Source organism: Micromonospora sp. AMSO1212t, from assembly GCF_008868145.1.
In the GTDB taxonomy this organism is placed as follows: domain Bacteria; phylum Actinomycetota; class Actinomycetes; order Mycobacteriales; family Micromonosporaceae; genus Micromonospora; species Micromonospora tulbaghiae.
This window is the reverse complement of sequence record NZ_WBKS01000133.1, coordinates 1-16,389: the sequence shown is the minus strand read 5'-3', so window position 1 is coordinate 16,389 and position 16,389 is coordinate 1. Positions and strand designations below refer to the sequence as shown.

The following is a 16,389-nucleotide window of genomic DNA, read 5'->3' as shown; positions in this document are numbered from 1 at the left end:
GCGCCCCGCCCTGCGCGCCGATCTTGCAGTTACGGCCCTCGCCATGTCCCTTCAGCGCGGTTTGCCAGGGCCAAAACTGCAAGATCGCGGAGCCGGGGCGCGGGTCAGGAGCGGAGGTAGGAGGCGCCGTTCAGGTCGATGATGGTGCCTGACGCCCACTCGGCCTCGGGGCTCGCCAGCCAGTGCACCGCCGCGGCGATCTCCTCCGGCCGGGCCACCCGGTGGAACGGGGACTGGGCGCGTACCGCCTCGCCCCGCTCGCTCTTCAGGTGCTCGTTCGTCATGTCGGTCTCGACGAAGCCGGGCGCCACGCAGGCCACCCCGATGCCGTACGGCGCCAGCGCCACCGCGAGCGACTGGGCCATCGCGTTCATCCCGGCCTTGCTGGCCCCGTACGCCGGGTTGGCCGGCTCGCCCCGGAACGCGCCCCGGGACGAGACGTTCACGATCCGGCCCCCGCGTTCGCGCATGTGCTGCGCGGCGCACCAGGCGGCGTTCGCGGCGCCGACGAGGTTGGTGTCCAGCACCTCCCGCCACCGCGCCCGCCACTGCTCGTAGCTGCTCTCGAAGACCGGGTGCGGCGGATCGGCCGGCCCGAACACGCCCGCGTTGTTCACCAGCACGTCGAGACCGCCGAGCCGCTGGGCCGCCTCGTCCACCATGGCGCGTACCGCGTCGGGGTCGGCCAGGTCGGCGCGTACCACGACGTGCCCGTCACCGGGCAGTTCGGCGCGCAGCCGCTCGGCCAGCTCGGCCGAGTCCCGGTGGTGGATCGCCACCCGGTCCCCACCGGCGGCGAACGCCCGCGCCACCGCCCGCCCGATGCCCCGCGAGGCCCCCGTCACCAGCACCGCCCGTCCCGACATGGCGGCCATCCTGCCGCATCGGGGCGGTCCGCCCGGCGGTGCCCCCGGCACGCTCCGGGCGCCCGTCCTTACACTGCTGCGATGGACTGCCTCTTCTGCCGGATCGTCGCCGGGGAGATTCCGGCCACCATCGTCCGCGAGACCGCCACCACCCTGGCCTTCCGGGACATCGACCCGAAGGCGCCCACCCACGTGCTGGTGATCCCGAAGGAGCACTACGCGGACGTGGCCACGCTGGCCCAGGGCGCACCCGAGCTGGCCGGCGAGGTGCTCCAGACCGCCGCCGTGGTCGCCGAGGAGGAGGGCCTGACCGTCGACGGGTTCCGGCTGATGTTCAACACCGGCCCGTACGGCGGCCAGGAGGTCTTCCACGTGCACGCCCACCTGCTCGGCGGCGCGCCGCTCGGTCCGATGCTCTGCCGATGACCGACGTCCCCGACCGGCTCGGCCGGATGGTGCGCCAGGCGCAGGCCACCGGCCGGATCCCGGCGGTGTCGGCCGCCCTGCACCGGGCCGACCGGCCGCTCTGGACCTGCACCGTGGGCGACACCGGCAACGACACCCCGCTGGGACCGGAGACGGTGTTCCGGATCGGCTCGGTCACCAAGACCTTCACCGCGGCGCTCGTCATGCAGTGCCGCGACGACGGCCTGCTCGACCTGGACGACCCGATCGGGCGGCACCTCGACCTGCCCGCGCACGGCGACGCGACCGTACGCCGGCTGCTGTCGCACACCGCCGGCCTGCAACGCGAGCCGCACGGCGACGTGTGGGACAGCCTGCGCGCCCCGGCGGTCGACGAGATGCTGGCGGATCTGGCCCGGGTCGAGCGGGTGCTGCCCGCCGGCCGGCGCTTCCACTACTCCAACCTCGGCCTGGCGCTGCTCGGCGAGGCTGTCGCCCGGCTGCGCGGCGGCACCTGGGCCGAGGTGCTGGCCGACCGGGTACTCACTCCGCTCGGGCTGACCGCCACCGGCCCGCACCCGACCGAGCGCGCCGCGACCGGGTTCCTGGTCGACGCGTACTCCGACGAGGCACACCCGGAACCACCCGCCGACTTCGGCGCGGTGGCCCCCGCCGCGCAGCTCTGGAGCACCGCGACGGACATGGCCCGCTGGGCCGCGTTCCTGGCCGACCCGGCGGCGGTGGACCCGGACGGCGCGGTGCTCTCCGCGGCGACGGTCGAGGAGATGCGCTGGCCGCTCACCCCCACCGACGAGTCGGTCTGGGCGGCCGGCTTCGGGCTGGGCCTGATCCTGGTCCCGCAGCCGGAGCGGGTGACCCACGTCGGCCACGACGGCGCGATGCCCGGATTCCTCGCCGCCGTGTACGGGCGGCGCGGCGGGCAGGGCACCGCCGGGGCGATGGGCTGCGCGGTGCTCGGCTCGTCCGGCACCGGCGTGGAGGTGTTCGACCTGTCACACCGGCTGCTCGCCGCCGCCGCCGAGCACGACCCGGCGGAGATCGAGCCGTGGCGTCCCGGCCCGCCCGCGCCGGACCACCTGCGCGGCGTGCCGGGCCGCTGGTGGGGCGAGGGCTTCGAGTACGTCTTCTCCTGGCACGACGGGACGCTGCGGGCGCGTGGCGCGGACGACCCGGCCGGGAAGCCGCCCGCGGTGTTCGCGCCGCTGCCGGACCGGCCGGACGTGTTCCGGACGGTCTCCGGCCGGGAGGTGGGGGAGCTGCTGCGGCTGACCCGCGACGAGCGCGGCGTGGTGGTCCGGATGCACTGGGCGACCTACCGCTTCACCCGCACCCAGGAGACCTTCGACGGGTACGACTTCCGCGTCGGTGACTGACCGGCGAGCACCGGAAATGGGCGCGGTGCGTACGGTGCCGACCCGATACGATGGAGGTAACCGTACGCCGCGCCAGCAGGGCTCGGCACCCGAGAAGCGGAGAGCAGGTGGCGCAGGGCCCGACGGGCCCGACCTATGACCGGCACCCCACCTCCCGGCACGCCACGTGTGCAGACCAGGATCACGGTTCCCGACCAGAAGATCATGGTGAATCTGCTCGGTGCGGGCGACGAGATCCTGCGGCTCGTCGAGCGCTCGATCGACAGCGACGTCCACGTGCGCGGCAACGAGATCACCATCACCGGCGCCCCCGCCGACAACGCCCTCGCCGAGCGTCTCTTCAGTGAGCTGCTCGAACTGATCGAGAAAGGCGAGACACTGACCACAGACGCGGTACGGCGTACCGTCGGCATGCTCGAGCAGGGCGGCGCCGAGCGGCCCGCCGAGGTCCTGACGCTCAACATCCTCTCCCGGCGCGGTCGCACCATCCGTCCCAAGACGCTGGGGCAGAAGAAGTACGTCGACGCGATCGACGCCCACACCATCGTCTTCGGCATCGGCCCGGCGGGTACCGGCAAGACCTACCTGGCCATGGCGAAGGCCGTGCAGGCGCTCCAGGCCAAGCAGGTCAACCGGATCATCCTGACCCGGCCGGCGGTCGAGGCGGGGGAGCGGCTGGGCTTCCTGCCCGGCACCCTGAACGAGAAGATCGACCCCTACCTGCGCCCGCTCTACGACGCGCTGCACGACATGCTCGACCCGGAGACCATCCCGAAGCTGATGGCCGCCGGCACGATCGAGGTCGCGCCGCTGGCATACATGCGCGGAAGGACGTTGAACGACGCGTTCATCATCCTGGACGAGGCGCAGAACACCACGCCCGAGCAGATGAAGATGTTCCTCACCCGGCTCGGCTTCGGCTCCAAGATCGTCGTCACCGGTGACGTCACCCAGGTGGACCTTCCCGGCGGGACGACCAGCGGCCTGCGGGTGGTCCGGGAGATCCTGAACAACGTCGAGGACGTGCACTTCGCCCAGCTCTCCAGCTCCGACGTGGTCCGTCACAAGCTGGTGGGCGAGATCGTCGACGCGTACGCCCGCTGGGACGCCGAGCGGGAGAACCAGCAGGCGCAGAGCGTGCACGCCGTACCGGGGCGGACCGCCCAGGGCGGCCGGGCCGGCCGGCGCCGCTGACCTGCCGGCGCAAGCCGTCACATCATCAGAGGAAGACAGTTGTCCATCGAGATCGCCAACGAGTCGGGTGTCGACGTCGACACCGACGCCGTGCTCGCCGTCGCGCGGCACGCCCTCGACGAGATGGGGGTCAACCCCCTCGCCGAGCTGTCCGTGCTGCTCGTCGACATCGAATACATGTCGGAGCTGAACCACAGGTGGATGGGTGGCGACGGCCCGACCGACGTGCTCGCCTTCCCCATGGACGAGGGCAGCGTCGACCACGGCCCGGGCGAGAGCAGCCCGGCCGGCGGTGAGCCGGCCCTGCTCGGCGACATCGTGCTCTGCCCGGAGGTGGCGGCCAAGCAGGCCGCCGCGGCCGGGCACTCGGCCGCCGACGAGCTGCACCTGCTCACCGTGCACGGCGTGCTGCACCTGCTGGGCTACGACCACGCCGAGCCCGAGGAGGAGCGGGAGATGTTCGGCCTCCAGGCCCGGCTGCTGGCCAGCTGGCGGTCGACCCGGTCGCGGTGATGGACGCCTTGGCGGCGGTCCGTGCCCCCGCCGGTCTGCCCGATCTTCAACTCCTGTTCTTCGCCGCCGGGCTGGTGGTGCTCGCCGGCCTGATCGCGATGACCGAGGCGGCGCTGGCCGCCGTATCCCCGGCCCGCGCGGCCGAGCTGACCCGGGACGGCGCGCGCGGCGGGCGTGCCCTCCAGGTGGTCGCCGGTGACGTGGTCCGCCACCTGAACCTGCTTCTCCTGCTGCGCCTGCTGGCCGAGCTGACCGCCACCACGCTCGTCGCGCTGGTCGCTGTCGACACGTTCGGCGCGGGCTGGCGGGCGGCGCTGGTGACCGCCGGCGCGATGACAGTGGTGAGCTTCGTCGTGGTCGGCGTCGGCCCGCGCACGATCGGCCGCCAGCACGCGTACGCGGTCGGCCGCGCGGTCGCTCCGCTGGTGCGCTGGCTGGGCCGCGCGCTCAACCCGCTGGCGTCGCTGCTGATCCTGATCGGCAACGCGGTCACCCCCGGCAAGGGCTTCCGCGAGGGGCCGTTCGCGACCCAGGTGGAGCTGCGGGAGCTGGTCGACCTGGCCGAGCAGCGCGGGGTGGTGGAGCACGGCGAGCGCCAGATGATCCACTCGGTCTTCGCGCTCGGCGACACCATCGCCCGCGAGGTGATGGTGCCGCGTACCGAGATGGTGTGGATCGAGGAGAGCAAGACGCTCGCGCAGGCGCTGGCGCTGTTCCTGCGCTCCGGTTTCTCCCGCATCCCGGTGATAGGAGAGAACGTCGACGACGTGCTCGGCGTGCTCTACCTCAAGGACCTGATCCGGCGGGTCCAGGGCGACCAGGAGGCCCGGCAGATGCCGGTGGCCGAGCTGATGCGCCCGGCCACGTTCGTGCCGGAGTCGAAGCCGGTGGACGACCTGCTCTCGGAGATGCAGGCGGCCCGGAACCACCTGGTCATCGTGGTCGACGAGTACGGCGGCACCGGCGGGCTGGTCACCATCGAGGACATCCTGGAGGAGATCGTCGGGGAGATCACCGACGAGTACGATGTCGAGCGCCCGCCGGTCGAGCACCTGCCGGACGGGGCCGTGCGGGTGACCGCGCGGCTGCCGGTGGAGAATCTGGGTGAGCTGTTCGACACCGAGCTGCCCACCGACGAGGTGGAGACGGTCGGTGGCCTGCTCGCCCAGGCGCTCGGCCGGGTGCCCATCCCGGGCGCCGAGGCCGAGGTGGCCGGCCTGCGGCTGGTGGCCGAGGGCACCACCGGCCGGCGCAACCGGATCGACACGGTTCTGGTGAGCCGGGTCGACCGGGGTGACGCGCCGGAGGGCACCAACCGAAGCGAGCCGCCCGATTCGCGTGGCGACAACAACCGTTCTGAGGAGAGGCAACCCGCCGATGCCTGAGTCACCCGCCGTACCGGCTGCCCTGCCCACCCCCGCCGACCCGGCGGAGCTGAGCGCCGAGGACGCCAAGCTCGTCGTCCTGGCCCGGGGCGCGCGGAGCCGGGTGGCGGCCGTGGAGGGCGCCGCGGTCCGCGACCAGGACGGCCGGACGTACGCGGCGGCGAGCGTGGCGCTGCCGTCGCTGACCCTGACCGCGCTCCAGCTCGCTGTGGCCTCGGCGGTGGCGGCGGGCGCGAGCCGGCTGGAGGCCGCTGTGGTGGTGAGCGAGGCGTCGACGCTGGACGGGGCCGGGCACGCCGCGGTGCGTGACCTCTCCGCCGACGCGCCGGTGCACGTGGCCGCGCCGGACGGCACCGTCCTCGGCACGGTGGTCGAGTGACCACGCCCGAGGCGCGTCCCTACCGGGCCGGTTTCGCCTGTTTCGTCGGGCGGCCGAACGCCGGCAAGTCGACGCTCACCAACGCGATCGTCGGCACCAAGATCGCGATCACCTCGAACAAGCCGCAGACCACCCGGCACATCATCCGGGCGGTGCTGCACCGGCCGGACTCGCAGCTCGTGCTGGTCGACACCCCGGGCCTGCACCGTCCCCGGACGCTGCTCGGCGAGCGCCTCAACGATCTGGTCCGGGAGACCTGGAGCGAGGTCGACGTGATCGGCCTGTGCGTCCCGGCGAACGAGCCGGTCGGGCGGGGCGACCGCTTCATCACCGGCGAGCTGGCCAGCCTGAAGGCCACGGTGCTGGCGGTGGTCACCAAGACCGACCTGGTCGACAAGAAGCGGCTGGCCGAGCAGTTGCTCGCGGTGAGCGAGCTGGGCGAGTTCGCCGCAGTGGTGCCGGTCAGCGCGGTCTCCGGGCACCAGGTCGACACGCTCGTGGACGTGATGACCGGCTACCTGCCGGAGTCACCGCAGCTCTACCCGGACGGCATGCTCACCGACGACCCGGAGCAGGTCCTCGTGGCGGAGCTGGTCCGCGAGGCGGCGCTGGAGGGTGTACGCGACGAGCTGCCGCACTCCATCGCCGTGGTGGTGGAGGAGATGATCCCGGAGGGCAACCTCACCAAGATCTACGCCGACGTGTACGTGGAGCGCTCGAGTCAGAAGGCCATCGTCATCGGCCACCGGGGCAGCCGCCTCAAGCACGTGGGCACCACCGCCCGGCGGCAGATCGAGGAGTTGCTCGGCACCCGGGTCTATCTCGACCTGCACGTACGGGTGGCGAAGGACTGGCAGCGCGACCCGAAGCAGTTGCGCAAGCTCGGCTTCTGACCGGCGGCCGGGGCAGGTCCGGCGGCGGGTGATCAGGATCAGCCAGACCTATGGGACATCTCACTTTCCATGGGTGTTCGTGGCTGTTTCGCAGCATCCGGGAGCAGGGTAGGGACCATTGTCTCTGCCCCCGGACCCCGCCGTGAGCTGATGCGAAACCGCTATCTGGACCTGCTCCGCTTCCTGGCCATCCTGCGAGTCGTCACCTACCACGTCACCGGCTACGCCACGCTCACGCTGGTGTTCCCGGCGATGTCGGTGATGTTCGCCCTGGCCGGGTCGCTGATGGCGGCGTCACTCGACCGCAGCGGGGTGCGTTCGGTCGGGCGCCGGCTGCGCCGCCTGCTGCCGTCGCTGTGGGTGGTCGCCGCGGTCTTCGTGCCGGCCATGCTGCTCACCGGGCTGACGTTCAGCCCGAGGGTGCTGCTCTGGCTCTTCCCGATCAGCGATCCGCCGGCCAACTACTGGGGTGGGCTGGCGCTGAGCCCGATCTGGTACCTGCGGGACTACCTGTGGTTCGTACTGGCCTCGCCGCTCGTGCTGTGGCTGTTCCGACGGGCGCCGCTGCCCACGCTCGCCGCGCCGTACCTGCTGCTGGTCGCGATCGAGGCCGGCGTCCTGGCGAACCCGCCGACGGTGCTGCGCGAATTCGGCCTCTACTTCGGCGCCTGGTTGCTCGGCTTCGCCCACCACGACGGGCTGCTGCGCCGCATGCGTAACCGGGTGCTGCTGCCGGCGGCCGCTGTGGTCGGCGCCGCCGGGCTGGCCTGGATCGTCACCCACCCGGGCCCGCGCGGGTACGACATCAACGACATCCCGCTCGGCAACGCGCTCTGGTCGGCCGCGTTCATCCTGGTGGCGATCGGACGGGCGCCGGCCGGGGTGACCTGGGTCGACCGCGTGCCGGCGCTCGGCCGGGCGGTCACGGTGGTGAACCGGCGGGCGCTGACCGTCTACCTCTGGCACATGCCGTTCGTGGTGCTGCTCACCCCGCTCGTCGGCCTGGTCGGCTGGTCGCCGCGTGACCCGGTCGGCCTGTGGCTGCGGGTGGGGCTGGTCTTCGCGCTCGTCGGCGTGGTGACGCTCATGGTCGGCTGGGTCGAGGACGTGGCCGCCCGGCGTACCCCGGAACTGATCCCCGGCAAGCCGCGGCGGACCGTGGCCGACCGGGCGGCGGCCGCCCCGGCCAGCCCGGCCCCCGCCGGGGCAGAGGATGCGCTGGTCAGCGTCGGCGCCCGGGTGCCGACGCCGCGCCGCGCGGCCGAGACCCCCGTACGCCCCGGCCGGGGCGACGGCGTCCCGGCGTCCCGGCGGGACGCGCCCGGCTGAGCCACCACCGGGTACGGCCACGGTCCCGCGTCCGCCGCGTCCGCCGCGTCCGCCCGGCCGGACGCCGTCGGATCAGCGGGTGCTGACCGTGACGTTGCCGCTGGTGGCGGACGCTTCGAGCTGCACCGAGGCGGTCGGGTCGTCGGTGACGCGCACGTCGGTGTCGCCGGACGTCGCGGTGGCGCGTACCCGGTAGCGGCCCGCCGGTACGGCCAGGTCGACGTCTCCGCTCGTGGCGTGCACCCGGGCCGGAGCCGGCTGGTCCAGCTCGACGACGATGTTGCCGGACGTGGTCTCCGCGTCGATCGCGGAGGCGAGCCGGCGGGCCTCGATGTTGCCGGAGCGGGCCCGCAGACGCACCGGGCCGGCCGCCTCGACGACCCGGATGTTGCCCGACGTGGTGGACGCGCGGACCTCGCCGGTGGCACCCCGGACGGTCAGGTCGCCGGAGCTGAGCGTGAACTCCACCGCGCCGACGTCGCTGAGGTCGACGTTGCCCGAGCCGGTGCCGCCGCGCACCACCACGCCGGGCGGCGCGGTCACCTCCCAGGAGATGCTGCACCGGTGCCCGCAGTCGGTGGGCAGGACGAGTTCGTCGCCCTTGATCTCGTACCGGCTGTTCGGCTCGTCGCCCTGGTAGCGGACCACGCGCTTGACGCGTACCTGGTCCGCGGGACCGTTGGCCCGGACCACGACGTCGCCGGCGCCGTCGTCGTCCACGGTGATCTTGGTGATCTTCGTCCGCTCGGTCTGGTCGAAGTCGAGGCGGCGGAACGAGAGGGTGTCACACCCGGCGAGGACGATGAGGGTGGTGGCCGCGGTGGCGGCCACCACGCCGCGTGCCCGGAAGCCCGTGCGCGGCCGGAAGGGGTTGCGCGGCCGGAAGCCCGTGCGCGGCCGAGGAGCGGTGCGGAGCGAAGCCATGGCCAGCACACTAGGTCCGGCCGAGCACCCGGCACATCGGGGATCGCCCGACGGTCCACCCCGAGCCGACCCTGAGATCGCACCCGGAGGGAGAATGGCCTGATGGCCGGGTACCGCCGACAGCTCTACCGCGACGACGCGGTGGTGCTGCGTGTGCAGAAGCTGGGCGAGTCCGACCGCATCATCACGCTGTTCACCCGCCGGCACGGCCGGTTGCGCGCGGTCGCCCGGGGCGTGCGTCGCACCACGAGTCGGTTCGGCGCGCGGTTGGAGCCGTTCGGGCACGTCGACCTCCAGCTCGCCGGTGACCCCAAGGGCAACCACGGCAGCTCGCTGCACACCGTCAGCCAGGTCGAGGCGATCGAGCTGTACGGCAAGCGGTTCCTCGGCGACTACCCCCGCTACACCGCGGCCAGCGCGATCGCCGAGACCGCCGAGCGGCTCACCCCGGTCGAGCGCGAGCCGTCGCTGCGGCTGTTCCAGCTCACCCTCGGCGCGATGAAGTCGCTGGCCCGCGGCGAGCACGCCACCACGCTCGTGCTCGACGCGTATCTGCTGCGCGGCATGGCCTTCGCCGGCTGGGCGCCGGCGCTCGCCGCCTGCGCGGTCTGTGGCGAGCCGGGCCGGCACCGCGCGTTCTCCGTACCGGCCGGCGGCGCGGTCTGCCCGGACTGCCGGCCCCCGGGCGCCGCCCATCCCGCGCCGGCCACGCTGCAACTGATGTCCGCGCTGACCTCCGGCGACTGGGGGTACGCCGACGCCGCCGAGACCGGGGTACGACGCGAGTGCAGCGGGCTGGTCGCGGCGCACCTCCAGTGGCATCTGGAGCGCGCGCTACGCTCGCTGCCGCTGGTCGACCGGGGCGCCCCGGCGGCCGGCGCGGTCCCGGCGCCCGGCGGCGCGGGGCCGGACGTGGTCCCGCCGCGCTCCGGCGCCGGGCCCGTCGCCGGTGTGAACAGGGAGATGACCGAGTGATCCGATCGACGAGGGCGACCCGCCGCGAGCCGGTGCCGCCGACCCCGCACCCGTCCGGCGCCCGTCCGCCGGCGCTGCCGCCCGCCGCGGTGCCCCGGCACGTCGCCATCGTGATGGACGGCAACGGCCGCTGGGCCAAGGAACGCGGCCTGCCCCGCACCAAGGGGCACGAGCAGGGCGAGCACAGCCTCTTCGACGCCGTCGAGGGCGCGATCGAGATGGGCATTCCCTACCTTTCGGCGTACGCGTTCTCCACCGAGAACTGGCGGCGCTCGCCGGACGAGGTCCGCTTCCTGATGGGCTTCAACCGCGACGTCATCCGGCGCCGCCGCGACCAGCTCGTCGACCTGGGCGTACGCGTGGTCTGGTCGGGCCGCGCGGGCCGGCTCTGGAAGAGCGTCATCTCCGAGCTGCAGACCGCGGAGGAGATGTCGCGCGACAACTCGACGCTGACGCTCCAGTTCTGCGTCAACTACGGCGGCCAGGCGGAGATCGCCGACGCCGCCGCCGGGATCGCCCGCGACGTCGCCGCCGGCAGGCTCGACCCGGCCAAGGTGAACGAGAAGACGGTCGCGCGTTACCTCTACCACCCCGAGGTGCCCGAGGTCGACCTGTTCCTGCGACCCTCCGGCGAGCAGCGCATCTCCAACTTCCTGCTCTGGCAGACCGCGTACGCCGAGCTGGTCTACCTGGACACGCTCTGGCCCGACTTCGACCGCCGCCACCTCTGGTACGCCTGCGAGCTGTACGCCCAGCGCGACCGCCGCTTCGGCGGTGCCCTGCCCAACCCGGTGGCACCAGGAGCCTGAGGTCACGCTTACCGACGCGCCGCGCTGGGTACCGATACCGGCAGACGACAAACGCGGAGGTGAACCACATGATTCAGAAGCGGATCGCGCAGTGGGCGGTCATGGCGGTCGCCGTGCCGCTGGCGGCAGCCGGCGCGCGCCGGCTCAGCCACACCCTGGAGGCCCGTCGCGGCCCGTCCGGGGTGAGCCGTCTGCTGACCAAGGGCGCCGACCTGGTCCGGCCGCAGAAGGCCAAGCGTCGCCGGTTCTTCTGAGCCCGGCGATCACGTCCGGCCCGACCGAACGCCCCGCATCCGGCTTTCCCGCCGGGCGCGGGGCGTTCCGCTCTACGATCGGCGCAGGGCGCGCTTGCGCCCACCACGGGGGTGGAGGATGCGCGATCTCCGGTACGAGATGACTGCTGCCCTGGCCGCCGCCGACCTGGTGGAGCCGGCCCGCCGGGACGCCGTGGCCGCACTGTGCGCCGACGTGGCGCAGCGGTGGTGCGCCGAGCTGGGGCACACCCCGGCGGTCCGCTCCGGTGAGATCGGCGAGCTGGCGGCCGGAGAGCCGGCCGCCGGATGGGCGCCCGAGCCGGACGGTCAGCGCGCCTGGTGAGCCGCACGCCGGGGCTGGGACGGCCCGGGCTGGTGCCGGTGCGGCCCATGCCGGTGCGGCTCACGCCTCCACTTCGGAGCGGTCGCCCGCCCAGAGGGTGTGGAACGAGCCGTCCCGGTCCACCCGGTGGTAGGTGTGCGCGCCGAAGTTGTCCCGCAGGCCCTGGATCAGCGCGGCCGGCAGTCGCTGCGCCCGCAGCGCGTCGAAGTAGGCCAGCGACGACCCGAAGGCCGGTGCCGGTACGCCCGCCCGGGCCGCGTCGGCCACCACCCGTCGCCAGGCCGGTACGCCGGCGCTGACCCGCTCGGCGAACCAGGGCGCGACGAGCAGCGTCGACAGGTCCGGCTCCGCGTCGTACGCCTCCCGGATCCGGTCCAGGAAACCGGCCCGGATGATGCAGCCACCCCGCCAGATGGTGGCCGTACCGCCCAGGTCGATGTCCCAGTCGTACTCCCGGCTGCCGGCCCGGATGTGGTCGAAACCCTGCGCGTACGCGACGATCTTGCTGGCCAGCAGAGCGCGGCGCACGTCCTCGACGAACGCGTCCCGGTCGTCCACCTGCCACTTCTCGCCCGCGTCACCGAACACGCGGCGGGCGGCCTCCCGCTGGTCGGCGTGGCCGGACAGCGACCGGGCGAACGTGGCCTCGGCGATGCCGGTGATCGGGATGCCGAGGTCGAGCGCGCTCTGCACGGTCCAGCGGCCGGTGCCCTTCTGCTCGGCCTGGTCGAGCACGATGTCCACGAACGCCTGGCCGGTCGCCGCGTCGGTGTGACCGAGCACGTCGGCGGTGATCTCGATGAGGAACGACCCCAGCTCGCCGCCGTTCCACTCGCGGAAGATCTCCGCGATCTCCGCCGGGCTCGCCGACAGACCGGCCCGCAACAGGTCGTACGCCTCGGCGATGAGCTGCATGTCGGCGTACTCGATGCCGTTGTGCACCATCTTCACGAAGTGGCCCGCGCCGTCCGGTCCGATGTGCCGGCAGCAGGGCTCGCCCTCCACCTGCGCGGCGATCTTCTCGAAGATCGGCCCCAGCTTGCGGTACGACTCGGCCGACCCGCCGGGCATGATGCTCGGGCCGAGCAGCGCGCCCTCCTCGCCGCCGGACACACCGGTGCCGACGAAGTGCAGGCCGTGCTCGCGCAGCGCCTCCTCCCGGCGGCGGGTGTCGGCGAAGTGCGCGTTGCCGCAGTCGACGACGATGTCCCCCTCCTCCAGCAGCGGGACCAGCTCGTCGATCACCGCGTCGGTGGGCGCGCCGGCCTTCACCATCACGATCACCGCGCGGGGCCGCTCCAGCGAGCCGACGAAGTCCGCGAGCGACTCCGACGGCACGAACGTGCCCTCGTCGCCGTGTTCGGCCACGAGGCTGCGGGTACGTTCCGGCGACCGGTTGTGCACCGCCACGGCGAAGCCGTTGCGGGCCAGGTTCCGGGCCAGGTTGCGGCCCATCACCGCCAGACCGGTGACCCCGATCTGCGCCGTCGCCTGCTCTGCCATGCGTACCGCCACCTCTCGTCCGTGCTGCCGTTCTGCGACCGTATCGCGGTCGTCGGGGGAGTGGGCGGGGACGTCGACAGGGCGTGACCGGTGGGTGGCCGTGCGTCTGCGGCGCGTTCGCGCCTCGCCTCCCGGTGGTCCTTCTCCGGTAATTCGGGTGCGGGACGTCGGGGCGGCGGGATAGTGTTGCCGCATGCGTAAGTGACGCCCCACCTCCGAGCCCGGTCCACCGCCGAAGTGCCGTGGACCCGTCCTGCTCCGGGCGTCCGCATCCCTTCCCCGCCGCCGTCGGTCGCGGTGTCTGTCGTGGTCGGAACGCACCGGAGCCCTCGCTCGGCGCGTCCCGGTCGGCGCGCCCGCACGACAGGAGGCCCGCGAATGCCCGCGAAGCGCAATCCGAAGAAGTCCCGCAAGCAGTCCGCGTCGCAGGTGACCCCGCCGAAGCTCGACGCGCTCACCGTGGCACCGCCCGCGGTGGTGCTCCCGACCGAGCCGGCGGCGCCCACCGTGTCTGCGGTGGTGCTCCCGACCGAGTCGGCGGCGCCCACCGTGTCTCCGATGGGGCTCCCCACCGAGCCGGCGGCGCCCACCGTGTCTCCGGATGCGGTGCCGCCAGTGCTGGCTGCGCCGACGGTGTCGCCCTCGGAGTCTCTGGAGACCCCGGTCCTGCCGGGCGCATCCGCGACGCCGCCCAGATCGGGCCCACCGGCAGGGCGGCAGGCCCGGTTCACCGGGCGCAGCCAGCGTGCCGGCCAGACCCGGTTCTACGCCTTCCGTCGCAGCTGACCGACAGCCCCGGGCAGGCCCTCATCCGGGGCCCGCGCGGCCGTCCCCGAAGATCTTGGAAGATTCCGGCCCCCATAGGGGCCATTCCGTACCAAGATCTCGCCCGGTCTTGGTTGACCATGAAGTTGGCGGCGGCAAATCGGGCAACCGATGCCGTCAACCTCATGATCAACGGGGCGGTGGGCGAGGGGAGGGTGTGGGGGAGAGGGAAAGGGAAAGGGGGTCAGCCGATCAAGGGGCGGAAGGTGCCCAGGGCGATGCTTGTGGCCAGGGCGCCGGCTGCCAGCAGCGCGGCACCCGCGATGAGCAGGGCGTCGGCGCGGGTGAAGCGCTGCGGGCGGGCCACGGTGCGCGGGGTACCCGCGTCGAAGCCCCGGGCGTCCATCGCCACCGCCAGCCGCGTGCCCCGCCGGATCGCGCCCACCAGCAGGGTGAACGCCGTGGACGCGAACAGCCGCAGCTTCGCCACCGGGTTGCGGCCGGCGTCCACGCCGCGGGCCCGGCGGGCCATGCTGATCATCCGCCACTCCTGTTCCAGCAGCGGCACCATGCGGAACGCGGCCAGCGCCCCGACGGCGAACCGGGCGGGCGCCTTCGCGTTCTGGATCAGCGCGTCGGCCAGGTCGGTGGGGTCGGTGGTGGCGAACACGACGATGCCGGGCAGCGCCACGGCGAGCATCCGCAGCACCAGCCCGAGCGCGGTCATCAGCACGCCCTGGGTGACCAGGATCGGCCCGGCCTGGAGCAGTACCGGGCCGGAGCGGTCGGCCGCGAAGAGCACGAGCGTGACCAGGATGCCGACGGCACCGGCGAGCAGCGGCCAGGCGCGGCGGGCCAGCACCCGGTAGCGGACACCGAACAGCGGCAGCACCGCGAGTTCGACGGCGATGGCGACGGCCGGTGCCACCGGATCGAGCGTCGCCACCAGGATCAGTGTGAAGACCAGCGCGGCGGCCAGCTTCGCCACCGGGTTGCGCCGCGCCAGCGGGGCACCCGGCGCGGCGACCGGTTCGAGGTTGATCACGAGGACGCCCCGGCGGAACGGTCCAGGGTGAACGTCCGGTCGGCCAGCGCGGCCACGAAGTCCTCGTCGTGGGTCACCGTGACCAGGCCGTGCCCGGCGTCGCGCAGCTCGGCGAGCAGGTCGACCAGCTCCAACCAGGTGCGCCGGTCCTGGCCGAACGTGGGCTCGTCGCAGATCAGCAGGCGGGGCGCGGTGGCCAGGGCCGTCGCCACGCTCAGCCGCCGCGCCTCCCCACCGGAGAGGGTGTACGGGTTGGCGCCCGCCAGCCGGTCCAGCCGCAGCCGGTGCAACAGCTCGTCCACGGTGGCGGTCACCGCCGCCTCGGGCCGGCCGGTGCGGCGCGGGCCGAGCGCCAGCTCGTCGCGGACCGTGGCGGTGACGAACTGGTGCTCCGGGTCCTGGAACACCGAACCGATCCGGCGTACCAGCGCGGGTGCCCGCCAGCGGTGCGGGGGAGTGCGCGCGTCCCGCCCCGCCAGTTCGGCGGACGCGGTGACGGCCCCCGCCCCGGGTTTCAGCAGGCCGCCCAGGAGCAGCGCCAGTGTGGACTTGCCGACCCCGTTGGGACCGAGGACGGCGAGCGTCTCGCCGGCGCGTACCCGGAGATCGGTGGGGTCCAGCCGGGGCGGCAGGCCGAGCCGGTCGGCAGTGAGCAGCACGTCGCCGGGCGGCGCGGTGGCGTGCCGGGGTGGCGCGACGTGGCCGGGTACCCAGACCCCGGCGGCGGCCAGCGCGTCGCCGTGCGCGGCGAAGACCGCGTCGGGCGGCCCGTCGGCGCGGACGCCGCCGCCGGGTTCCAGCACCACGACGCGGTCCACCAGCGGCAGCGCCTCGGTGACCCGGTGCTCGACCAGGATCATCGTGGTGTCCGGGTCGAGCGCGTTGGCGACGGCCCGGCGGATCAGCGCGGCGCCGGCCGGGTCGAGGTTGGCGGTGGGCTCGTCCAGCAGCAGCACTCCGGGGCGTAGCGCGAGCGTGCCGGCCAGTGCCAGTCGCTGCTGCTCCCCGCCGCTGAGCGCGGCGGTCGGGCGGTCCCGGGGGTACGGGAAACCGACCCGGCCCAGCGCCTCGTCGACGCGGGGCCAGATCTCCCTGGCCTGTACGCCACGGTTCTCCAGCCCGAACGCCACGTCGTCGCCGGAGCGGGCCATCACGAGCTGGGTCTCCGGATCCTGGAAGACGATGCCGACGCGCTCGCGGGCCTTGCGCGGGTCCAGCCCGTCGATCTCGACGGTGCCCTCCTGCTCGCCGGAGTCCTCCGGCAGCAGCCCGGCGAGCGCGGCCAGCAGCGTGCTCTTACCGGCCCCGGAGGCACCGAGGAGCAGCACCCGCTCCCCGCTCTCCACACGCAGGTCCACCCCGCGAAGAGCCCACGCCTTGCGCCCCCCGTGCCGCCACCCGAACCCCCGCAGC

Annotated in this window: 18 protein-coding genes; 13 read left to right on the top strand and 5 right to left on the bottom strand. The window is 73.6% G+C overall.

The annotated features are described in order from the left end of the window. Nucleotides 1-104 precede the first annotated feature (104 nt). Nucleotides 105-866, bottom strand: a complete 762-nt coding sequence (locus F8279_RS25085) for an SDR family NAD(P)-dependent oxidoreductase (protein WP_091421747.1) — start codon at nucleotides 864-866, stop codon at nucleotides 105-107. A gap of 81 nt (nucleotides 867-947) precedes the next feature. On the opposite strand from F8279_RS25085, the gene F8279_RS25080 reads away from it, so the two are divergent. The 8 genes from F8279_RS25080 to F8279_RS25045 all read left to right on the top strand — a co-directional run bounded on the left by F8279_RS25080 (nucleotide 948) and on the right by F8279_RS25045 (nucleotide 8,358). Further along, the gene (locus F8279_RS25080; RefSeq protein ID WP_013475524.1) at nucleotides 948-1,292 is read left to right on the top strand and encodes a histidine triad nucleotide-binding protein; all 345 of its coding nucleotides are present in this window, start codon (nucleotides 948-950) and stop codon (nucleotides 1,290-1,292) included. Further along, complete coding sequence (locus F8279_RS25075; protein ID WP_091421743.1) at nucleotides 1,289-2,665, top strand: serine hydrolase; 1,377 nt, start codon at nucleotides 1,289-1,291, stop codon at nucleotides 2,663-2,665. The genes F8279_RS25080 and F8279_RS25075 overlap by 4 nt, the downstream gene beginning before the upstream one ends. Before the next feature lie 135 nt (nucleotides 2,666-2,800). Further along, the gene (locus F8279_RS25070; RefSeq protein WP_091421739.1) at nucleotides 2,801-3,859 is read left to right on the top strand and encodes a PhoH family protein; all 1,059 of its coding nucleotides are present in this window, start codon (nucleotides 2,801-2,803) and stop codon (nucleotides 3,857-3,859) included. A gap of 39 nt (nucleotides 3,860-3,898) precedes the next feature. After that, entirely contained in the window at nucleotides 3,899-4,372 is a 474-nt protein-coding gene (ybeY, locus tag F8279_RS25065; RefSeq protein WP_091421737.1) for an rRNA maturation RNase YbeY, read from the top strand. After that, nucleotides 4,348-5,757, top strand: a complete 1,410-nt coding sequence (locus F8279_RS25060; RefSeq protein WP_175438757.1) for a hemolysin family protein — start codon at nucleotides 4,348-4,350, stop codon at nucleotides 5,755-5,757. The genes ybeY and F8279_RS25060 overlap by 25 nt, the downstream gene beginning before the upstream one ends. After that, nucleotides 5,750-6,136 (top strand): cytidine deaminase, encoded by a 387-nt coding sequence (locus F8279_RS25055; RefSeq protein WP_091421732.1) that lies wholly within the window; start codon nucleotides 5,750-5,752, stop codon nucleotides 6,134-6,136. The genes F8279_RS25060 and F8279_RS25055 overlap by 8 nt, the downstream gene beginning before the upstream one ends. Next, nucleotides 6,133-7,029, top strand: a complete 897-nt coding sequence (era, locus tag F8279_RS25050) for a GTPase Era (protein ID WP_091421729.1) — start codon at nucleotides 6,133-6,135, stop codon at nucleotides 7,027-7,029. The genes F8279_RS25055 and era overlap by 4 nt, the downstream gene beginning before the upstream one ends. A gap of 150 nt (nucleotides 7,030-7,179) precedes the next feature. Continuing rightward, nucleotides 7,180-8,358, top strand: a complete 1,179-nt coding sequence (locus tag F8279_RS25045) for an acyltransferase (RefSeq protein WP_151501257.1) — start codon at nucleotides 7,180-7,182, stop codon at nucleotides 8,356-8,358. Between the two features lie 72 nt (nucleotides 8,359-8,430). Here the strand turns inward: F8279_RS25045 and F8279_RS25040 are convergent, their stop codons facing one another. Next, complete coding sequence (locus tag F8279_RS25040; protein WP_225853403.1) at nucleotides 8,431-9,282, bottom strand: DUF4097 family beta strand repeat-containing protein; 852 nt, start codon at nucleotides 9,280-9,282, stop codon at nucleotides 8,431-8,433. 102 nt (nucleotides 9,283-9,384) lie between these two features. Between F8279_RS25040 and recO the strand changes: the two genes are divergently transcribed. The 4 genes from recO to F8279_RS25020 all read left to right on the top strand — a co-directional run bounded on the left by recO (nucleotide 9,385) and on the right by F8279_RS25020 (nucleotide 11,663). After that, entirely contained in the window at nucleotides 9,385-10,257 is an 873-nt protein-coding gene (gene recO / locus F8279_RS25035) for a DNA repair protein RecO (RefSeq protein ID WP_091421720.1), read from the top strand. Between the two features lie 32 nt (nucleotides 10,258-10,289). Next, nucleotides 10,290-11,066 (top strand): isoprenyl transferase, encoded by a 777-nt coding sequence (locus tag F8279_RS25030; RefSeq protein ID WP_175438756.1) that lies wholly within the window; start codon nucleotides 10,290-10,292, stop codon nucleotides 11,064-11,066. Between the two features lie 68 nt (nucleotides 11,067-11,134). Beyond that, complete coding sequence (locus tag F8279_RS25025; RefSeq protein WP_073831832.1) at nucleotides 11,135-11,320, top strand: hypothetical protein; 186 nt, start codon at nucleotides 11,135-11,137, stop codon at nucleotides 11,318-11,320. A gap of 118 nt (nucleotides 11,321-11,438) precedes the next feature. Continuing rightward, on the top strand, nucleotides 11,439-11,663 hold the full coding sequence (locus tag F8279_RS25020) for a thioredoxin reductase (protein ID WP_091421712.1): 225 nt from the start codon (nucleotides 11,439-11,441) through the stop codon (nucleotides 11,661-11,663). A 60-nt stretch (nucleotides 11,664-11,723) separates the two neighbouring features. Here F8279_RS25020 and gndA read toward each other — a convergent pair whose 3' ends face one another. Further along, a complete protein-coding gene (gene gndA / locus F8279_RS25015) occupies nucleotides 11,724-13,166 on the bottom strand; it encodes an NADP-dependent phosphogluconate dehydrogenase (RefSeq protein ID WP_151501256.1) in 1,443 nt (480 codons plus the stop codon). Nucleotides 13,167-13,544: 378 nt separating this feature from the next. Between gndA and F8279_RS25010 the strand changes: the two genes are divergently transcribed. Then, the gene (locus F8279_RS25010) at nucleotides 13,545-13,952 is read left to right on the top strand and encodes a hypothetical protein (RefSeq protein WP_091421706.1); all 408 of its coding nucleotides are present in this window, start codon (nucleotides 13,545-13,547) and stop codon (nucleotides 13,950-13,952) included. A 223-nt stretch (nucleotides 13,953-14,175) separates the two neighbouring features. Here the strand turns inward: F8279_RS25010 and F8279_RS25005 are convergent, their stop codons facing one another. Next, on the bottom strand, nucleotides 14,176-14,976 hold the full coding sequence (locus F8279_RS25005; RefSeq protein ID WP_091421703.1) for an energy-coupling factor transporter transmembrane protein EcfT: 801 nt from the start codon (nucleotides 14,974-14,976) through the stop codon (nucleotides 14,176-14,178). Beyond that, nucleotides 14,973-16,388 (bottom strand): ABC transporter ATP-binding protein, encoded by a 1,416-nt coding sequence (locus F8279_RS25000; protein ID WP_151501255.1) that lies wholly within the window; start codon nucleotides 16,386-16,388, stop codon nucleotides 14,973-14,975. Before F8279_RS25000 ends, F8279_RS25005 begins: the two co-directional genes overlap by 4 nt. Between the last annotated feature and the right edge of the window lies 1 nt (nucleotide 16,389).